The following is a 21,041-nucleotide window of genomic DNA, read 5'->3' as shown; positions in this document are numbered from 1 at the left end:
CCGAGCACGATCGTGTGGCTCCGGAAACCTTGCGCACGCAGTACGAGTCCGGCGCGACGGTCGACGAACTCGTTGCCGCCAGCGGCCTGTCCTACGGCACCGTCATCAACCGGCTGCACGATGCAGGGGCCGTCATGCGCACGTCGTGGCAGACGCGCAGACTGCGCCAGAACCCACAAGCCCGCCGACGACTCGCGGCGCATCTGCGGACCCTGTACGTGCAGCACGGCGCAACTCTCACCGAGCTGGCCGTGGCGGCGGGTGGGACGAGGCGTGCCGCGCGACGGTTGCTGATCGAGGCCGGTGGACGCCCGCGCACCACGCAGGAGACCTTGCGGATGCGCTCCGCAGCGCGGGCCGTTGAGCGGCAGAGGCTCGCGGTGTCGTTGCGGGTGCGGTACGAGGCCGGGGCCACGGTGCCGGAGCTCGCTGAGGAGTGCAACTACTCCGTCGCCACCGTCTACCGGCTCCTGCACCAGGCAGGCACTCGCCTGCGTCCCCAGCACAGCCACGGCCCGGCCCACGCCACGAGGAAGCGGTCATGAGCACTCCCGTCCTGGCGGACATCCCCCGTCGTGCCCGGCAGATATACAAGCCGGCAGTCCGCCATCCCGGCCGCAGCCCTGCAGCGCGGGCACCCCCTGCCGGATGTCGGCCCTCTCGTCGACGCACATCAGCCAACGGCCCTTCCCCTATTCAGGAGATCAAGCACACGTGAGTGAGAACACCCGTACCAAGACCCTGGCCGCGGCTGCGGCCAGCGCCTGGGACGCCTTCGTCATCGTCGTCGGCATGCTCAAGGGCGGCACCGGCAAGACCACCTCCGCCTGGTTCATCGCCCTCTACCACGCCGTCGTCCTCGACCTACCCACCCTGCTGCTGGATGCCGACGCAACCAGCCAGTCCGCCTTCGACTGGTTCAAGGTCGCCCAGGCCGCCGGCTTCGAGATCCCCGCCAACCTGGTGGTCGAGCGGTACCCGTTCGACGACATCGCCGAGTACATCCGGGTCAAGCGCGCCGAGTTCGGCGCGATCGTGGTCGACGCCGGCGGCGGCAGCGCCCGCATCTTCCACGAAACTGTTACCGAGGCGAACCTGCTGCTCGTGCCGGTCGCCCCCACGAAGATCGAGCGTCGCAAGCTCGTGGCCACCTTCAACGAGGCCGAGCGCGCCGCCGCCCGCAACGAGCACGGCGTCACCGCCCACGTGGTCATGGTCAAGGCGGACGACCGTACCAGCCTGCCCGGCCGGGCAAAGGAGCAGCTGCTGGAGCCCGCCCGGGGCGAGGGCATCGGTCCGGACCGTGACGAGGCGTTCCCGCTCGCCGAGACCACCATCCACTCCTGGGTGCACTACATGGAGGCCTTCGGCGAGATCCCGACCGAACTGAGCGAGTACGCCGAGCTGATGAAGGAGCTCACGGCATGACCGAGCGCATGAAGCCCCCGGCCCGCCGCACGGGCGGTCGCACCCTGGGCGGTGCCAGGAAGGCTGCCCCTCCTCCGCCAACTGCCGAGCTCACCCCTGAGCAGTTCGCTGCTGAACAGGCTGCTGACCAGAGCGAAGACCGTCGTGCTGCCGGTGAGACGGAGGGGCAGGCAGTTCCTTCTGCCGTTCCTGCCGAGGGGGCGGCGCGGGTCCGGGCGGTGACAGTGTCCGAAGTGACGCAGGCTTCCGCCCAGCGGGCCGTTGAAGTCGCGCCGAGCGGCCCCATGCAGGATCCAGTCGCCGGTCAGCTGGCTGGCGCGGCCGTCGCCCCCGAGGCGGGGACGGAATCTGGTGGGGAGCCGGTGATGCGGCAGGCGCCGCTTGTGGTCTCGGCTCCCGAGGCTGCGGGACCGGCGCTCCAGCCCACACAGCTGGCCGAACCCGTTGCGCAGTATGGCCCGTCTCAGGTCGTCTCGTTGGCTTCTATTGCGGCCCCGACCGCCGAGGTGGTGGTTCGCCCGGCAGTTCCTCCGATCACAGGCAGTACGGCATTCCCGGTGAGGACTGACGTCCCGGGGCCTCGCCAGGAACAGGACGTGCGATCGCAGGAGCTGCCCAGCGATGGAGCGCCGTATGCTCACGGTCCCGGCCGTCCTAAGGACGTTCCCGAGGTCGCCGTCGTACTGAACCAGCGCATCATCACGCGGGAGAGTCTCGACTCGTCGGTCCCCGCCGCGCTGAGGCTGAAGAAGCGGATCAAGCGCTTCGCGCTGGACAACGAACTCGACCACCTGCCCATCGGCGACATCGTCTCGGTCGCGCTGGACGATTGGCTCACTACCCGCGGCTTCTGACACGACGTACATCTCCCCGGCTGGCCGCGAGCGCTTTTCTCGTTCACGGCCAGCTGTCCCGCCGACTATTTCACTAGCCCAATAGGCGGCTAACTAGCCGCCTAGCCGGACCGACCGGAGCAACCCCGTGCCCGATCTCACCCATCACGTCCGACGACTACGTGAGTTGGCCGACGCATTGGAAGCGCAGTCGCGGCCCACCGAAGACCCACTCACCCCCCATCCCGACACGCTGGAGGTCATCAGCCACCGCCATACCAAGCGCGGACAGCTCAACTACGCCGTCCCCGATGCGCTCCAGCTCCAGAAGCGCATCCGCCGCTACAACGCCGACCACGACAAGCCCCACGGCGACATCGTCGCCCTCGCTCTCGACAGCTGGCTGCGCGCCGAGGGCTACCCGCCTGATCTGAAGTCGCAGACGCCGGAGAAGCCGTAGGCAGCCTTTCGCCATGCGGCATCAGCCCACGGTAGCTTCACGTTGGTAGACGCCTTACGCAATCTTTCTCTGTACGTTCAGCTTTACCCAGTGGCATGTTGACGTCGTCAACGGACTGTGTATGTAGCCATATTGCTCCACTTCGTGTACGATTCCCGAGCCGAAGGTGTTTCCTGACTACGCAGGGCGCCGGGGGCCGCCGTGGGGAGTCCCGCGCGCCCGAAGGGACCGCGGGGAGAAGGCAGAGGAGTGGGCCGTGGAACGGGAGACGATCGCCGGTCGGTTTCGACTGCTGGGGGCGATTGACTCGGGCAACATGGGCGAGGTCCACCGGGCCGAGGACCTGCAGGTGGCCGAGGCGGACGCCGACCGGATCGTCGCGGTGAAGCTCATTCTGCGCCGCCGGTCGGGCGCCCACGTCGGCACTGCGGCGGACGACAAGACGGTGCTGCGTTTCGCTCGTGAAGTGCGCATCATGGGCATGCTCAGCCACCCCAATCTGCCCCGGACCATCGGCGGCGGTGTGGACCGCGCCGACGGCACGGAATCCGGTCTGCCCTACCTGGCCATGGAATTCCTGGATGGCCATCCGCTCGCCGACCTCGTCATCGAGGAACCGCAGCTGCCCGTGTCCTGGGTAGCCGCCATCGGCGTACAGATGGCCGACGGGCTGGCCGCCGCCCACGCCGTTGATGTGGTCCACCGGGACCTGAAGCCTCGCAACGTCATGCTGACGCGCGGTGGGCTGGTGAAGGTCCTGGACTTCGGCATGGGCCGCATCGTCGACGACCCCGACGGCACCCAGCTCACCAGCACGGGCGTCACCGTCGGCACCGCCCGCTACATGGCGCCCGAGCAGTTCCAGGGAAAACTGGTCACGCAGGCCGCCGACCTCTACGCGTTGGGCTGCGTGCTGTACGAAATGCTGGTCGGCGTCCCTCCCTTTGTGGGGGAGTCCGCGTACGAGCTCGGCGAGAAGCATGTCCACGAGCCGCCGACCCCCGCGCGTCTGATCCGCTCCGACGTGCCGGAACCACTGGCACGGCTGGTCGACCGGCTGCTCGCGAAGGACCCGGCCGACCGCCCCGCCGACGCGGCCGCGGTGCGAGAGGCGCTGCTGCCCTTCGTGGCTGAGGGCGCCCCGCTGCCCGCCTGGGGCGAGTTCGATCCCGTGCGTCGTCTCCTGGAAATGCGTTCCGAGGTCCCGGCCCCCGCCACCCTGCCCGAGCCGGACCGCTCCCCGTCGGTTCCGTCCCGCGAGCCGCGCCAGTCCACCGGCGGCGGCATGGACGTCTTCGGTGTCCACCGCAAACTCATCGACGACTACCGCGACTTCACCGAGGGCGGCACGGTGATCCGCGACGACCGGATCGCGGCGTTCGTCGAGGACGACCTGAACGCCAAGTCCCAGTGGCCCGATCCGTGGCTGTCGCTCAACCCCTTCTTCGCCTCCGCGGGCACGGTCGCCGAACTCGCCACCGGCAAGGTGCTGCACCCGGAATGCGCACGAATCTTCCAGGCCGGCAAGACACATGGCGGCACCGTCTGCGACGGCCGTCCGCTCACCCTGCACCGCCACCAGCGCGAGGCCGTCGACGCCGCTCGCGAGGGAGTCTCGTACGTCCTGACCACCGGAACCGGCTCCGGCAAGTCCCTCTCCTACATCGTGCCGATCGTCGACAAGGTGCTCAGGGAGCGCGAGGCCGAAGGCCCCGCCGCGCGCAAGCGGGTGAGGGCGTTCATCGTCTACCCGATGAACGCCCTCGCCAACAGCCAGCTGAAGGAGCTGGAGAAGTACCTGCGCGACGGGTACGGCGCCGGGCGCGAACCGGTCACCTTCGCGCGCTACACCGGTCAGGAGGACGACACCCGGCGCCGCGAGATCCGCGACAACCCGCCGGACATCCTGCTCACGAACTACGTGATGCTGGAGCTGATGCTGACCCGGCCCGACGACCGCAAGAGCCTCATCTCGATGGCGGAGGGGCTGGAGTTCCTCGTCCTGGACGAGCTGCACACCTACCGCGGCCGTCAGGGCGCGGACGTGGCCCTGCTCGTCCGGCGTGTCCGTCAGGCGTGCCGGGCCGACCGGCTCCAGTGCGTCGGCACTTCCGCGACCATGTCGACGGAAGGCACCTGGGAGGACCAGCGGCAGGTCGTCGCCGAGGTGGCCTCGAAGCTGTTCGGTACGACCGTCCGCCCCGAGCACGTCATCGGCGAGACGCTGGTCCGGGCCACCGACCCTGCACCCGACGCAGTTCCGCCGGACCGGCTCACGGCTCCGACCGCTCCGCGCGCGTACGCCGACCTGGTCCGCGACCCGCTGGCCCGCTGGATCGAGACGCGCTTCGGCCTGGCCGAGGACGAGGTGACCGGCCGCCTGGTGCGGCAGAAGCCCGCGAAGATCGAGGACGCTGCCGCTGAACTCGCCGAGGTGAGCGTCGTACCGGTGGACCGGTGCGTGCAGGCCCTCCGCGACACGCTTGAGGCAGGGTCCCAGGCCCGCCATCCGGTCACCGAGCGCCCGTTGTTCGCGTTCCGGCTGCACCAGTTCCTCTCCAAGGGCGACACCGTGTACGTCACCCTGGAGGACAAGGCGAGCCGCCACCTCACCCGCGACTACCAGCGTGTCCAGCCCGACAGTGGCGGCAAGCTGCTGATGCCGCTCGCCTTCTGCCGCGAGTGCGGCCAGGAGTACCTGACGGTGTGGCGGACGGAGAGGGACGGCGAGTTCCGCTACGAGCCCCGCCGGGACACCACCGCCACCGGCGGCCGCCAGGGTGACGGATACCTCTACGTCGACCCCGACCGCCCGTGGCCGCTCAGCCCGGACGAGGCGATCGCCGACCGCCGACTGCCCGAGTCCTGGCTGGAGATCGACGACCGGGGCCAGGAGACCATCAAGAAGTCGTATCGGGACCGTGTCCCGCGCGCGGTCAGGGTCGACCCGTACGGCACCGAGGGCCGCGGGGAACTGCACGCCGCCTTCATCCCCTCCCCGTTCCTGTTCTGCCTGCACTGCGGTGTCGCCTATGAGCAGACCCGCGGCAAGGACTTCGCCAAGCTGGCCACCCTGGACCAGGAGGGCCGCTCCTCGGCGACCTCCCTCATCTCCGCGTCCGTGGTCCGCTCCCTGAAGGCGGTTCCTCCGGAGGCGCTCGACAAGGCGGCGCGCAAGCTCCTCACCTTCGTCGACAACCGGCAGGACGCCTCCCTCCAGGCGGGCCACTTCAACGACTTCGTCCAGATCACGCAGCTGCGCGGCGCGCTGTACCGGGCGGCCCTCGACGCCGGCGAGGACGGCGTCCACCACGAGGAGCTGGCCTCCACCGTGGCGAACGCCCTCGCCCTCGAACCGGCTGACTACACCGGCCAGTCGGACCTGCCGCCCGCGCTAGCCCGCGCCGCAGCCAAGACCCTGCGCGACGTGATCGCGTTCCGGCTCTACCTCGACCTTGAACGCGGCTGGCGCATCACCATGCCCAACCTGGAGCAGACCGGCCTGCTCACCATCGACTACGAGGACCTGCAGTGGGTCGCCGAACATGACGAGCGCTGGCAGGACACGCACGTCACGCTCCGGGACGCCGACCCGGCCCTGCGCGCCGAGATCGTCAGGACTCTGCTCGACGAGATGCGCCGGTCGCTCGCCATCGACGTCCAGTACTTCCGCGACGACTTCGACTCGCTCCAGCGGGCCAGCGAGGAACGCCTCGTCGACCCGTGGGTCCTGACCAAGAGCGACAGCCCCAAGGTGGGCACCGCCTACCCCCGCCCCTCCAGACCCGGCCTGGACCGCTCCGGCCTGTTCCTGTCCGCACGCGGCAAGTACGGCAAGTACCTGCGGCGCACCCACACCGGTTTCCGCGACCTGGACACCGACGACCTCCAGCTCGTCATCGAGGAACTGCTGAAGGTTCTCGCGAAGGCCGGCCTCGTCACGGAGATCACCGAGGCGCCGCAGCGCTCCGGCCGCTTCCGGGCACCCTCCGGCCCGGCCCTCACCGGGTATCGTGTCTCGGCCGCCTCCCTGATCTGGCGCGCCGGTACCGGACAGACCGGTGCCCACGACCCGCTGACCCGCACCTACGCCAGCGGCGACGGACCCCGCGTCAACACCTTCTTCCGCGACCTCTACCAGCGGGCCGCCGCCGACCTCGCGGGCCTGTTCGCGCGCGAGCACACCGCCCAGGTCGACCCCGGCGAGCGCGAGAAGCGCGAAGAGGCCTTCAGCAAGGCCGAGTTGAAGCTGCTCTACTGCTCCCCCACCATGGAGCTGGGCGTCGACATCTCCTCGCTCAACGCCGTCATGATGCGCAACGTCCCGCCGACCCCCGCCAACTACGCGCAGCGCAGCGGGCGTGCCGGCCGGAGCGGGCAGCCCGCGCTCGTCACCACCTACTGCGCCACCGGCAACAGCCACGACCAGTACTACTTCCGCCGCTCCGCCCGCATGGTCGCGGGCGCGGTCGCCCCGCCCCGTCTGGACCTCGCCAACGAGGACCTCGTCCTGTCCCACCTCCAGGGCATCTGGCTCGCCGAGACCGGCCTCGCGCTGGGCCGCGCCATCCCCAAGGTCCTCGACACCACCTTCGACGAGTCCGCCGGCCGCCCCGACCCCGCGCTCCTCCTGCACGCCGACATCGAGGCCGCCGCGGCCGACCCCGGCGCCCAGGCCCGTACCGTGGCCGCCGCCTACCAGGTCCTCGGCCCGCTGCTGCCCGAGTTCGCCCGGACGACCTGGTGGGACGAGAAGTGGATCGAGGACCGGGTGCGCTCGGCGCCCGAGCGGTTCAACCTCGCCTTCGAGCGCTGGCGCGACCTGTTCCGGGCCGCCCTGACCGAGCAGTACGTGCAGAACCGCCGCCGCAACGACTTCACCCTCACCGAGGGCGACCGCCGACAGGCCCGGCGCCGCCGCGACGAGGCGGAGACCCAGCTCGCCCTGCTGCGCAACGAGACCCCGGACAGCAAGTCCGTCCTCTCCGACTTCAACCCCTACCGCTACCTGGCCTCCGAGGGCTTCCTGCCCGGCTACTCCTTCCCCCGCCTGCCGCTCGCCGCCTACATCCCCACCACGGGCCGCCGCCACGGCGACGGCGACTACCTCCAGCGCCCCCGCTTCCTCGCCATCCGCGAGTTCGGCCCCGGCGCGCTGATCTACCACGAGGGCGCCCGCTACCAAGTCACCCGCATCCAGCTGCCGCCGGACGCCTCCGGCGACATCGTCACCGGCGAGGCCCGCCGCTGCGGCCACTGCGGCTACCACCACGACCCACAACAGCGCGCCGACCGCTGCGAGATGTGCGGCCAGACGCTGGGCGCCGCCCTGTACGGCCTGCTCCAGCTGCACACCGTCTACACCCAGCGCCGCGAGCGCATCTCCTCCGACGAGGAGGAGCGGCGCAGGGCAGGCTTCCGCCTGGAGATCTCGTACCGCTTCCAGGACCACGGCGCGCGCCGGGGCCGCCAGGACGCCGGGCTCGCGGACCCGGTCGGCCCGCTGGCGACGCTCTCGTACGGCGACTCGGCGACCGTCCGCATCACCAACATGAGCCGGCTGCGGGCCAAGGAGAACGAGCCGCCCGGCTACTGGCTGGACCCCGCCGACGGCCGCTGGATGAACGAGCGGGACGCCTCCGAGGCGTCCGGCGACTCCAGCGAGATGCCCGTCGTGGACGCCGACGGCAACGAGAAGCGCCGCAAGAAGCGTGTGATCCCCTACGTCGAGGACCGCCGCAACATCCTGGTCGTCACGCTCGACGACCCGCTCGACGAGCCCGTCGCGATCACGCTGATGTACGCCCTGGAGCGCGGCATCGAGACCGCGTTCGAGCTGGAGGATTCCGAGCTCGGCAGCGAACTCCTGCCGCCCGACGACGGCCCCCGGGAGCGCCTGCTGTTCATGGAGGCCGCCGAGGGCGGCGCGGGCGTGCTGCGCCGCCTCCAGTCCGAGCCCGGCGCGCTGGCGCAGGCGGCCCGGCAGGCCCTGGAGATCTGCCACTTCGACGCCGACGGTAACGACATGGGCGGCCCGCACCCCGACCGCCCGTGCGCCCGCGGCTGCTACGAGTGCCTGCTGACCTACGGCAACCAGCTCGACCACGCCGCCATCGACCGCCACTCAGTGCGCGACCTCCTGCTGCGCCTGGCCTCCGCCACCGCCGAACCCGAGTCCCGCGGCGAGTCGCCGACCGAGCAGCACCGACGGCTGGTCCAGCAGGTGACCCCACAGACGCCGGCGCAGGCACAGACGCGGGCCGAGGCGGACGACGCCCCCGCGGAGCCCGCCGCCTCCACCCCCCTGGAGCAGACCTTCGTCACCTGGCTCAAGGAGCGCGGCCTGCGCCTGCCCGACGAGGCGCAGCCCCTGGTCACCGAGGCGAACGCCGTACCCGACTTCGTCTACCGCATGCCCGGCGTGAACCTCGCCGTCTTCGTCGAACGCCCCGACGCGGAGGACGACGCCACGCGCGACGCCGACGCCGAGGAACGCCTCTACGACGCCAACTGGGACGTCATCCGTTTCCCCCACGACGGTGACTGGGAAGAGATCGCCGCCCGGCACGCCCGGTACTTCGGCACCGGCCACCCCGCGCCCTGACCGGCCGACCGGCCGTCCACCGTCCACGCAGCCGACCCGCACCGACACGCCCGCACCGCCGAGGGCGGAGGGAAGAGGACCAGACCCCGATGACGCTCACCTACTCCGCAGGTTCCCTGGTGACGGCCCGCGGCCGGGAATGGGTCGTACTCCCCGAGAGCGCACCCGACATGCTCGTCCTGCGCCCCCTCGGCGGCTCGGACGACGACATCGCCGCCGTCTTCCCCGCCTTCGAGGAGGTGGCGGGCGCCGAGTTCGCGCCCCCGTCACCCACCGACCTCGGTGACGCCCGCGCCGCCGGACTGCTCCGCTCCGCCCTGCGTATCGGATTCCGCTCCGGCGCGGGCCCCTTCCGCTCCCTCGCCGGCATCGCCGTCGAACCCCGCGCCTACCAGCTCGTACCGCTGCTGATGGCGCTGCGGCAGAAGACCGTCCGGATGCTGATCTCCGACGATGTCGGCATCGGCAAGACGGTCGAGGCGGGCCTGATCGCGAGCGAACTCCTCGCCCAGGGCGAGACACGGGGCCTGGCCGTGCTCTGCTCCCCGGCCCTGGCCGAGCAGTGGCAGGCGGAGCTGCGCACCAAGTTCGGCATCGACGCCGAACTCGTCCTCGCCTCCACCGTCTCCCGCCTGGAGCGCGGCCTGGAACTCGGCCAGTCCCTCTTCGACAAACACCCCAACGTCGTGGTCTCGACGGACTTCATCAAGTCCACCCGCCACCGCGACGACTTCGTCCGCCACTGCCCCGAACTAGTCATCGTCGACGAGGCCCACACCTGCGTGGCCGCCGACGACAACACCTCCGCCCAGAACCAGCTGCGCTACGAACTGCTGCGCCGGATCGCCGCCGCCGAGGACCGCCACCTGCTGCTGGTCACGGCCACCCCGCACAGCGGCAAGGAGTCCGCGTTCCGCAACCTGCTCGGCCTGGTCAGGCCCGAACTCGCCACCGTGGACATGGACTCCCCGCGCGGCCGTGAACTCCTCGCCCGCCACTTCGTGCAGCGCAAACGGGCCGACATCCGCCAGTACCTCACCAAGGAGGACGGCCTCGGCGACGACAGCCTCGCCGAGCGCACGGCGTTCCCGTCCGACCGCTACTTCAAGGACGAGACGTACAAGCTGTCCCCGGCGTACCGCGCCCTGCTGGAGGACGCCATCGCCTACGCGAGCGAACGCGTCGAGGCCGCCGGAGAGCAGGGCAAGCGCGAGGCCCGGATCGCCTGGTGGTCGGCGATCGCTCTGCTGCGCTCCCTCGTCTCCTCCCCCCGCGCCGCCGCCCAGACCCTGCGCACCCGCTCCGCCGCCGCCGCGGCGGCCAGCGCGGAGGAGGCCGACCGGCTCGGCGCCCCGCTCACCCGCGACTCCGCCGACAACGACACCCTGGAGGGCCTGGACGTGGCCCCCGGCGCGGAGACCGACGGCACGCCTGTGGAGGGTGCGGGAGCCCGTCTGGCCGAACTCGCCGAGCGGGCGGCGGCGTTGGAGGGCCCGGCCGAGGACGTCAAGCTCAAGTCCCTGATCAAGCACCTCAAGGCGCTGCTCGCCGACGGCTACCACCCGATCGTCTTCTGCCGCTACATCCCGACCGCCGAGTACGTGGCCGAGCACCTGGAGGGCAAGCTCGGCGCCCGGACCGTCGTCAAGGCCGTCACCGGCACCCTCTCCCCGCAGCAGCGCGTGGAGCGCATCGAGGAACTGGCGGCCGAGGCGGGCCAGGACACGGCGGCCCGCAGGGTGCTGGTCGCCACCGACTGCCTCTCCGAGGGAGTCAACCTCCAGCACTGGTTCGACGCCGTCGTCCACTACGACCTCGCCTGGAACCCCACCCGCCACGACCAGCGCGAGGGCCGCGTCGACCGCTACGGCCAGAAGCGCGACGAGGTCCGCGTCATCACCCTCTACGGCAGCGACAACGGCATCGACGGCAAGGTCCTCGAAGTCCTCATCAAGAAGCACCGCCAGATCCGCAAGGACCTCGGCATCTCCGTCTCCGTCCCCGACGAGTCGTCCACGGCGGTCACGGACGCCATCGTCGAGTGGCTCCTGCTGCGCGGCCAGCAGGCCGAGCAGGAGGGCCTGTTCGGCCTGGAGGCCCTCGAAGCGCTGGACGCCAAGGCCGCGCAGCTGGAGACGGACTGGAAGTCGGCGGCCGAGCAGGAGACGACCTCCCGCTCGAAGTTCGCCCAGCGGGCCATCCACCCCGAGGAGGTCGCCCGCGAGGTCGCCGCCATCCGCGACACCCTCGGCCGTGCGGACGAGGTCCAGGACTTCGTCCGCCACTCGCTGGCCGCGCTGGAGGCCCACGTGGTGGAGCTGGGCGATGGCGCGGGCACCGGCACCGGTTCGAGTTCGGGATCAGGCGCCGGTTCCGCTCCGGGTTCCGGTTCCGGCTTCGCCTCCGGTGATTTCACGGCCGAGGTCAGCGGCACCCCGGCGGGCCTGCGCGACGCCCTGGCCCCGGTGGTCGGCGCCGGCCTGGTCGAGAACGGCAAACCGATCCCGTTCCGTACGACGTCGGCGGTGGCCCGGGGCGAGGCGGCCCTGGTCCGCACGGACCCCGTGGTCGGCGCCCTCGCCTCCCACGTCCTGAACGCGGCCCTGGACACCCAGGCCGAGGGCCGCCGCCCGGCACGCCGCTGCGGAGTGATCACCACGACGGCGGTGACCGCCCGCACCACCCTGCTGCTGGTCCGCTACCGCTTCCACCTCACGCTGCCCTCCCGCCAGGGCGAGAAGCAACTCGTCGCCGAGGACGCCCGCCTGCTCGCCTTCCAGGGCGCCCCGAAGAACGCCGCCTGGCTCACCCAGGACCAGGCACTGGCCCTGCTTGAGGCCGAGGCGTCCGAGAACACCGACCCCTACTTCGGCGAACGCACGATGACCCGCATCTTGGACCAACTGACGGAAATCACCGCGCACTTGGAGGGCTACGGCGAGGACCTGGCCAGCGAGCTGTACGACTCGCACCGCCGGGTGCGCCGCGCCTCCGACGAGATCGTCCGGGGCCTGCGGGTCACCGCCCAGAAACCGGCCGACGTGCTCGGCGCGTACGTCTACCTGCCCGCGACCACTGCCGCCGCCGTCACCGCCGCCCCGGGGGAGCACGCCTGATGTCCGCCACCGCCCGCAACCAGGTCTTCACCGCCGTCCACACGGTCGGCGGTCTGCTCCCCGCCGACATGCTGCTGCGCATCGCGGAGGGCAAGGACGTCAAGGGCTCCGGGCCCTCCGACTACCGCGTCGTGGGCGCCCGTTCGGTCCGCGACGAGGCCGAACGCCACTGGGACTACCTGAAGGCGGCCTGGCGCGAACTGCGCACGAAACTGCCGACCGACCCCGAGGCCGAGGTCCGCCCCGACCCGACCGGCCTCGCCGTCACCCAGTGGCTCGCACCCCTCTTCGCCGAGCTGGGCTTCGGCCTGCTGACACCGGTCGGCGCATCGGGCATCCCCGCCGACGGCGACCCCGACAAGCGGTTCCCGGTCAGCCACCGCTGGAACCACGCCCTGATCCACCTCACGTCCTGGAACGCCCACCTGGACAAGCGTCCGGGCGGCGCGGGCACGGTCCCGCCCCAGTCGATGGTCCAGGAATGTCTGAACCGTACCGAGGCCCACCTGTGGGGCGTCCTGACCAACGGCCGCCAGCTGCGCCTGCTGCGCGACTCCAGCGCGCTCGCGACGGCGTCGTACGTCGAGTTCGACCTTGAGGCCATCTTCGACGGAGAGCTCTTCAGCGAGTTCGTTCTGCTGTACCGGCTGCTGCACGCGTCGCGGTTCGAGGTGGCGGAGGGGGCGGCGCCCTCGACATGCCCGTTGGAAGCGTGGCGTACGGCGGCGATCGAGTCGGGCACGCGGGCCCTGGAGCACTACCGCGACGGCGTCCAGCAGGCGCTGGCCGCTCTTGGCACGGGTTTCCTCCGCCACCCCGGCAACACGGAGCTGCGCGAGACCCTGGACCCGGCCGCGCTCCAGTCGGCGCTGCTGCGCCTGGTCTACCGCCTGATCTTCCTCTTCGTCGCCGAGGACCGCGAGGCCCTGCTGACGCCGGACGCGGACACGCAGGCCCGTGACCGCTTCGCCCGCTACTTCTCCACGGCACGGCTGCGCGAGCGAGCGGTACGCCGCCAGGGCACGGCGCACAGCGACCAGTACGAGGCCCTTCAGCTCGTGCTGAACGCGCTGGGCGACGAGCAGGGCCGCCCGGAACTCGGCCTTCCGGGCCTCGGCGGCCTTTTCAACATCACCGAGGCAGACGCCCCACTCCGTGACGCCCGCCTGGCCAACCGCCACTTTCTGGAGGCCGTACGGCACCTCGCGCGCGTCCGCGACGTGAACTCCGCGCGCTGGCGGTCCGTCGACTACCGGCACATGGGCGCCGAGGAGCTGGGGTCGGTGTACGAGGCGCTGCTGGAGCTGGTTCCGAAGCACAGCGCGTCGGAGCGCACGTTCGAGCTGGTGGACCGCGCTGGCAACGACCGTAAGAAAACAGGGAGTTACTACACCCCCACCGCGCTGACCGAAGCCCTGCTCGACTCCACCCTCACGCCCGTGATCGACGAGGCGGCGCGGCGCGGCGAGCAGCGGGCCCAGGACGAGGGCCACACCGACCCCGCGGACATGATTGTCGAGGAACTGCTCTCCCTCACCGTCTGCGACCCGGCCTGCGGCTCCGGCCACTTCCTGGTCGCGGCGGCCCGGCGCATCGCCAAACGGGTCGCCTCCGTGCGGGAACGCAACCCCGAGCCCACCACTGAGGCGGTACGGCACGCCCTGCACGAGGTCGTCGCGCGCTGCGTGTACGGCGTCGACCTCAACCCGATGGCGGTGGAGCTGGCCAAGGTGTCCCTGTGGCTGGAGGCCATGGAACCGGGCCGCCCGCTCGGCTTCCTGGACGCCCACATCCGGCACGGCAACGGCCTCATCGGTGCCACCCCGGCGCTGATGCGGGACGGCATCACCGACCGGGCGTTCAAGAAGACCGAGGGCGACGACGAGGGCTGGGCGAAGCAGCTCCTCTCACGCAACGAGCAGGAACGCGCCAACCAGGGCAGTCTGTTCGACCTCGAACCGGAGACCCGGGTCGCCAACACGTCCTTCGCGACGGGCCTGCGCCGCATCACCTCGGCACCAGCGCGGACGCTGGCGGAGGTGCGGCGCAAAGAGTCGGCGTTCAAGGAGTGGTCGACGTCAGCAGAGTACCTGCGGGCCCTGCACCTGGCCGACGCTTGGTGCGCGGCTTTCGTGTGGGTGAAGCGGGAGGACACGCCACCGGCCATCACGCACCGGGTGTTCCGTGGCCTTGAGGACCCCGAGGGCGACGCGGCCCCGCAGTCCACGCACGACGAGATCGTCCGGCTGCGGGAGCAATACGCGTTCTTCCACTGGCACCTGGAGTTCCCCGAGGTGTTCAGCGTGCCGGAGGACGGTTCGGGCGCGGGTGCGGAGGACGGTGGGGGCGATCCGGCTACGGGGTGGGCGGGCGGATTCTCGTGTGTGGTGGGTAACCCGCCCTGGGACAGGACCGAGTTCGAGGATAAGAAGTACTTCAGCGTCGTCGATCCGTCGATCGCGGAGATGGCCGGCACTGCCAGACAGAGGAGGATCAACGAGTGGCTGGAGGAGAATCCCGAGGGGGCCAAGCGCTATCGAACTGAACGTCGCAAGCTGAAGTCCATGTTCACGTTTGCGGCGAACTCTGGAGTCTTCCCGCTGTGCGCTCAGGGGCTGACTGCCGGGGGCGTCACCAAACTCCAGACGGATCAGCTCTTCACCGAGCAGTTCTCGTCGGTCTGCGGACCGGAGGGGCGCTTCGGATGCATCATTCCGACCGCGATCGCCACCAACGCCGGTGGTCAGTTCCTCTTCGGTGACTTCACTCGACGGGGAGTACTGGTCTCGCTGTACGACTTCGAGAACAGGCGGCGCAAGAGTCCCGCGCTACCGAAGGGCGGCAAGTGGTTCGAGAGCGTCGACTCCCGCTATAAGTTCTGCCTGCTCTCCCTCACCGGCCGTGACTCGCGAGTGCCTGCCGCGAGCCTCGGCTTCTTCCTCTCTGAGATCACCGATCTGGACAACGGTAACCGTGTGTTCTCCCTGAGCCCGCAGGATCTCGCCCTCATCAACCCCAACACCGGGACGCTGCCGATCTTCCGTGACCGTCGAGACGCGGATATTACGTCTGAGGTGTACCGACGCTTTCCGGTCCTGCACAACGAAAAGAAACGGGACGGAAACCCCTGGCGCATGAGCTTCAAGTACGTCTTCCGCAGCGCGAACGACGGCGACCTCTTGCGAGACCAGGACAACCTTCAGCGCGAGGGCTGGGAACTGGACGGGAACCACTTCGTGCGCGGCGAGGAACGCATGTCACCGCTGTACGAAGCGAAGATGGTTGATTTCTTCAATCACCGCGCTGCCGACGTGGTAAAGAGTCCCACTGCCGTCAACCGACAGAATCAGCCGCGTTACCTCCCCTCCGACGAACTCAGCAATCCTGACCGCTGCGCCTTGCCCCTCGCGTGGATCCAGGAGAGCGGAACGATCCGGGTACGCCGGAACGGCACAGACGTCGATGTTCCCGGCGTCGATCTCCGCCTTGCTGAGGCGGGCTGGGAACGCGGCTGGCTATGTGGCTGGTGCGATGTCACTGCCTCGACCAATGAGCGAACGTCCATCCCCGCGTTCATCCCACGCGTGGCGGCTCTGCACACCTACCCCCTAATGCTCCCCCGCGTCGCCGCGCCCCTGGTCGCCGCTCTCATCGCCACGCAGTCCTCCCTGGTCTTCGACTTCGTCAGCCGTCAGAAGATCAGTGACGCTCACATGAAGCTGTTCGTGTGGAAGCAGCTTCCTGTCCCCACCCCCACCACCCTCGAACCCCACCTCCCCTTTCTCCTCCGTCGAGTCCTTGAACTCGTCTACACGGCCTACGACATGACTCCACTGGCCCGCGACCTGGGCGACGAAGGTGAGCCGTTCCGCTGGGACGAAACGCGACGTGTCCAACTGCGCGCGGAGTTGGACGCCTACTTCTTCCACTTGTACGGCATCTCCGCCGAGGACACCGACTACATCCTGGAAACCTTCCAGTCGGAGTCGGGCGGACTGAAGAACAACGAGATCGCCAAGTACGGCGAGTACCGCACGAAGCGGCTCGTGCTCACCGAGTACGACCGCATGGCCACCGCCGGCCTGAGCCTGGACAAGCCCCTCTTGGACGGCGACACCTACACCTCGTCTCTCACTCCACCCCCCGGCCACGGCCCCCGGCACGAAGGAGCCGGAGAGTGACGAGTCCCCCGTCGGCCGACGGAGCGGGGCAGCCGGTGTCGGGGACGCGGGCCGAAGCGGTCGCACGGGAGCGGGAACGGCTGAGGGCGCTCAGGCAGCGCCGGGACGCCCAGAGCGCGGACGCGGGGGTCGACGGGTTCACCGTACGCAGGTGGCGGAAGGCGGGCGTATTCGGAGCCCAGGCGGTGCTGCAGGCCCACGCTCTGCTCCAACAACTCGCTTCCCTTGCAGGGGACGTGACGCACGACGCCCTGGCCGACGCCCTGCGCGACGAACCGGACGACCGGCTGCTGCCTGCTGTGCGGACCGTCCTCGAACGGGCCGCCCCAGCCACAGTCGCCGCGACGCTTACGGCGGTCCACGCGGGCGGCTTCCTGTGGCTGTCCGAGGTCGGAGAGCAACAGCTCACAGCCCTGGCAACGGGCGACGACACGCTCGCCGTCTCCGGGAGCGAGGACCCCTCCGGGGCCTTCGCCCTCCTCAGTGCGTTCGCGACGGATGGTACGGCCGCCTTCCCGCCTCGGATGCTGCCGCGCGTGCTTCCCTGGATACCCCTGAGCGTCCTCGACGACCTCATCGACGCCGGGGCGGTCGGTTCCGAGCACCATCCCTGGCAGTACCGGGCCGAGGAGACGGAGAACGCGTACCTCAAAGCCCGGCTGGTTCCTGATCAGGTGACCGCCGAGCAGGCAGCTGCGCTGGAGTGGATGGCCCGACAGCGGCGGGACGCGTTCCTCACCGGGGGCGAGCCGCTGCCCTCGGTTGGCGATGTCTACGACCTCTTGGAGCGAGTTGCCGACGGCGACGCCTCGGTGGTGAAGGAGCTGGAAAGGAAGCTGCCCCGCGATCTGGTGCTCCGGCTGCGCCGACTCTTGGACGGGGTCGATGTCGGCAACTGGGACCGGGAGATATGGGAAGATAGGGGGTTGTGGCGGCTCATTTTCTCTCTGTGGGAGCCCAAGGCAGCCGTCAACCCGTCGCGGTCACCCCTGCACGCGCTCATGGCCCTGCGTCAGGCCTACGATTTGCTGTGCCTGAACGACCTCGCCCGCGCCTCGTCCCAGATAGACAAGCTGGCCTCGTTCGAGACCGCTGACCCGGTCTACCGGGCCGAAGCCCTCAACTTCCAGGCGTACACACTGCTGCTCCGGGAGGAACTGGACGCGGCGGCCGTCGTCCTGAAGAGGATCAGCGGATCGCACGAGCCGGCCGAGTCCAACCTCCGCATGGTCGAGCAGCGTCGGGCGGTTCCCCGTAACGACAGACCGGCAGCCTCCAACCCCTATTTGGACCTCGGGCTGCCACACGGCGCGCCAAGTTGGGAGACCCGGTACCGGGACCTCCGCCGGGAGCATGTGCACGACGTGGACACGAGCGCGCGGCTCAACAGCGCGATGAAACGCATCAGAGACGCCGAGCGCGACGAGGACTGGTCCAGCTTCTTCGTGCTACCGCTCGACCAGGACGTGTTCGATCTTCCGGACGAGGTGCCGGTCACACTGGTCCCGCCCCTGGCGCCGCTGGCCAGACGAACGGCACCCCAGTCCCCCGAAAGCCTGGCGCTCGTGCGACAGCGGGCGGTGGCGGATCTGCTGCCGCATCTACTCAGCGCGCCCCGGCGCCCCGATCGCAACGCAAGGATGCCCACACAGTGACCCACGTGCCCCGCAGACTGCGGCGAACCCCCGCGGCACCCAAGCAGGAGCCCCGCAAAGGGAACAACGGCCTCAGGCGCCGTCGGGAGAAGCAGCGGGCGGCAGCCGATGCCTCCAAGGACACCCCGCTCGCCGACCGCCCCAAGGAACAGAAAACCCCAGCGGCCCCCAAACGGCACACTCCCAAGGACACCCCGCGCACCTACCGCCCCGAGGAACTGCTCAGTCCTCCCATGCTGCTCACCCGTTTCACCGAGCGGGCGACCGAACTCCTGACCGCTCTCCCTGAAGAGGCGCGACCCACGCAGGCTGCTGTGACGGCTGCCCTGCGTCAGGCTGTTCTGGAGGCGTTCCGCACCCGGGAGGAGTACGTGGCCCGGATGGTCGAGGTCGATCTGCTCGCTGGCGCACCCAATCAAAAGGCCAATTCTCTTCGGAAGGGCATCCGCACAGCGTTGCTCGACCAAGGCGTGCGGTGCGTGGACTCACCCGACGGAGAACGCGAGCTCTTCGTGGTGGTGGAAGGCGACGGTGAGGCGTTCGAGGTGCTGCGCCCGGCCTACGTGGACCAGGCCACCGGCAAGCTGGTGCTCTCCGGACAACTGCGCCGCCTGCCCGGGGCAGACGGCGGAGACCACTCTGCCGGGGACGACGGGGCGACGAACGGGGAGGCCATGTGACCGCGACCGGGATCGACTTCGGCACCACCAATTCCGTGGTGGCCCAGTGGCTGGGCGACGACGCCGACGTGCTGCTACTGGACGCCCACCACATCGACGCCGACTGGCGCCATCCCGGCTTCGAGTACCTCTTTCCGTCAGTGGTGGGCATGAGTTCGCTGCGTCGGGGAGCGTTGTTCGGCTGGGAGGCCAAGCTCCGCTCCGAGGAGGCGGCCGAGGCCTGCAAGCGACTTCTCAAGAGCGACGAGTACGTCACGATCCACGGCCGCAGGTTCGCGGCCACGACGGTGGCCGCCGGTGTCTTCCAGGCCATGCGAAAGGGCGCAGAGCACAACCTCACCGCCATCGACCAGGCCGTGATCACCGTGCCCGCCAACGCCACGGGTGCCGCGCGCTATCGCACGCGCGCCGCCGCGCAGTTTGCGGGCATCGACGTCCTGGCGCTGCTCAACGAGCCGACGGCAGCCGCGATCTCATACGCGCACGATCTACGACACGAGCTACCAAGAGTTCGCACCCTCCTGGTCTTTGACTGGGGTGGCGGCACGATTGACGTCACCGTGCTCGACTACCAGGACGGATTCTTCGAGGAGCTCGCGTCACGGGGTGTCACCGAGCTGGGCGGTCTGGAGATCGACCGCCGTCTGCGCGACCTCGTCCTCGAACGGGCTCCGGCGCGATCGGCGTGGACGCCGGCGCAGGAGCGGCAGTTCGGGCTGGACGTGGAGCGCAGCAAGATCCGCCTGTCATCCGAGGACTCCGTCACCATCAGGACTCCGGACGGTGACACCGTCGAGGTGTGGCAGGAGGAACTGGAGGACGCCATCACGGACCTCGTGGACCGCGCCCTGGCACCGGTCCAGCAGTGCCTCACCGACCTGCATATGGCGCCTCTGGACGTGGACGCGGTGCTGATGATCGGCGGCACGAGCCAGATCCCCAGCGTACGGGCGGCGGTCGCCGAGGTCATGCAGCAGCAGCCCGTCGAGGTCGACCTGTGCGATCCCATGACGGCGGTCGCCCGCGGCGCCTCCATCGCGGCGGCCGTGCTTTCCGGGAAAGCCGACGGTGTGATCCAGGTGGCGACGAGCCATGCCTTGGGCACGGTCGTTACGGACGACACCGGGCAGCGGAAGTTCAGTCAGATCATCCCGCGCAACTCGCCGCTGCCTTGGAAGGAGCGCAAGAACTACACGCCGCGCCGGGACAACGCCCGCAGCCTTGCCGTGGAGATCTGGGAAGGCGACCCGGACCGGCCGCTGGATCACCCCGACAACGTGCAGTTGACGGATCTCCGTTTCACCTACGCGGAGCCCCGGGCTCGTGAGGACTCCCGCTTCCTGTTGGAGTACACGTACGACACGAACGGCCTCCTGCGCGTCAAGGCGACTCTTGAACGTACCAGTGAGGAGGTCCTGAACGAGGAGATCAAGAGTTTCAGCTCTGGCGGTCCGACACCGGCGGTGCGCAAGGAACTTGATGACCTGCTCGCGGGCAACACGGTCACCAGGCCGATCCCGGCACAGATACCGAAGACTGCCACGGGCCCGGCGCCCGCGGTGTTCGTGGTCGACGGCTCCAACCTCGCGTGGATCGGCAGATCGCCGCGGCAGCCCGGCGTGTACGGCGACGACGACCGGCCGTCGTACGCCCAACTCCTGTCCGCCCGAGCCGCCTTGACCTCGAACCATCCCGATGCCGTCCTGCATGTCGTGGTCGACGCCACGTTCCGGCACAAGGTCGCGGAGGAGGAGCGGGCAGCGGTGGAGGCGGCGCTCGGCAAGGGGGAGCTCATCCAGCCTCCGGCCGGAACCGAGGGGAAGGGCGATGCGCTGGTCACGGCCATCGCGCAGGACACACAGGGCACGGTCGTCACCAACGACAACTACGTCGAACTGCAGGGCAGATACCCCTGGTTGCGGAACAAGGAGCGGGTCCTCGGGGCCACCCTGACCCGGGGCATGTGGGTGTTCACCCCGCGCACCTGCGTGCCGCCACGCCACCGGGTCGCCCAGCAGGCCCTGATTCCCCCAGGCCCCGGCCCGCTCCCCACGTTCCGCTACCACCGCCCGCATGAGGAGTAG

10 protein-coding genes are annotated in these 21,041 nt (G+C 69.9%); all 10 read left to right on the top strand.

All coding sequences use genetic code 11. The features are described from left to right. The first annotated feature begins 14 nt into the window (after positions 1 to 14). Complete coding sequence (locus ABT057_RS26555; protein ID WP_352346094.1) at positions 15 to 545, top strand: helix-turn-helix domain-containing protein; 531 nt, start codon at positions 15 to 17, stop codon at positions 543 to 545. A gap of 169 nt (positions 546 to 714) precedes the next feature. Further along, positions 715 to 1,428 carry a ParA family protein gene (locus ABT057_RS26550; protein WP_352346093.1) on the top strand — a complete coding sequence of 238 codons (714 nt, stop codon included), beginning with the start codon at positions 715 to 717 and terminating at the stop codon, positions 1,426 to 1,428. Next, a complete protein-coding gene (locus tag ABT057_RS26545) occupies positions 1,425 to 2,282 on the top strand; it encodes a hypothetical protein (RefSeq protein ID WP_352346092.1) in 858 nt (285 codons plus the stop codon). The genes ABT057_RS26550 and ABT057_RS26545 overlap by 4 nt, the downstream gene beginning before the upstream one ends. A 166-nt stretch (positions 2,283 to 2,448) precedes the next feature. Next, positions 2,449 to 2,721, top strand: coding sequence for a hypothetical protein (locus ABT057_RS26540; protein ID WP_352346091.1), 273 nt, complete (start codon positions 2,449 to 2,451; stop codon positions 2,719 to 2,721). Positions 2,722 to 2,977: 256 nt separating this feature from the next. Then, on the top strand, positions 2,978 to 9,325 hold the full coding sequence (locus ABT057_RS26535) for a protein kinase domain-containing protein (RefSeq protein WP_352346090.1): 6,348 nt from the start codon (positions 2,978 to 2,980) through the stop codon (positions 9,323 to 9,325). A gap of 89 nt (positions 9,326 to 9,414) precedes the next feature. After that, entirely contained in the window at positions 9,415 to 12,441 is a 3,027-nt protein-coding gene (locus tag ABT057_RS26530) for a DEAD/DEAH box helicase (protein WP_352346089.1), read from the top strand. After that, a complete protein-coding gene (locus tag ABT057_RS26525) occupies positions 12,441 to 16,622 on the top strand; it encodes an Eco57I restriction-modification methylase domain-containing protein (RefSeq protein WP_352346088.1) in 4,182 nt (1,393 codons plus the stop codon). Before ABT057_RS26530 ends, ABT057_RS26525 begins: the two co-directional genes overlap by 1 nt. After that, positions 16,619 to 18,277, top strand: a complete 1,659-nt coding sequence (locus ABT057_RS26520; RefSeq protein ID WP_352346087.1) for a hypothetical protein — start codon at positions 16,619 to 16,621, stop codon at positions 18,275 to 18,277. The genes ABT057_RS26525 and ABT057_RS26520 overlap by 4 nt, the downstream gene beginning before the upstream one ends. Before the next feature lie 5 nt (positions 18,278 to 18,282). Beyond that, positions 18,283 to 18,957: a hypothetical protein gene (locus ABT057_RS26515; protein WP_352346086.1), complete on the top strand. Its 675-nt coding sequence runs from the start codon at positions 18,283 to 18,285 to the stop codon at positions 18,955 to 18,957. Continuing rightward, a complete protein-coding gene (locus tag ABT057_RS26510; protein WP_352346085.1) occupies positions 18,954 to 21,041 on the top strand; it encodes an Hsp70 family protein in 2,088 nt (695 codons plus the stop codon). The genes ABT057_RS26515 and ABT057_RS26510 overlap by 4 nt, the downstream gene beginning before the upstream one ends.

It is taken from the genome of Streptomyces sp. NPDC002588, from assembly GCF_040295925.1.
Taxonomy (GTDB): Bacteria; Actinomycetota; Actinomycetes; order Streptomycetales; family Streptomycetaceae; genus Streptomyces.
Note: the sequence above shows the minus strand (reverse complement) of the source record. Positions and strands in the feature narration are given on the sequence as shown.

Coding starts and splice junctions, on each gene's coding strand:
- ABT057_RS26530 (WP_352346089.1), top strand. CDS start 9,415: ATGACGCTCACCTACTCCGCAGGTTCCCTGGTGACGGCCCGCGGCCGG.
- ABT057_RS26545 (WP_352346092.1), top strand. CDS start 1,425: ATGACCGAGCGCATGAAGCCCCCGGCCCGCCGCACGGGCGGTCGCACC.
- ABT057_RS26525 (WP_352346088.1), top strand. CDS start 12,441: ATGTCCGCCACCGCCCGCAACCAGGTCTTCACCGCCGTCCACACGGTC.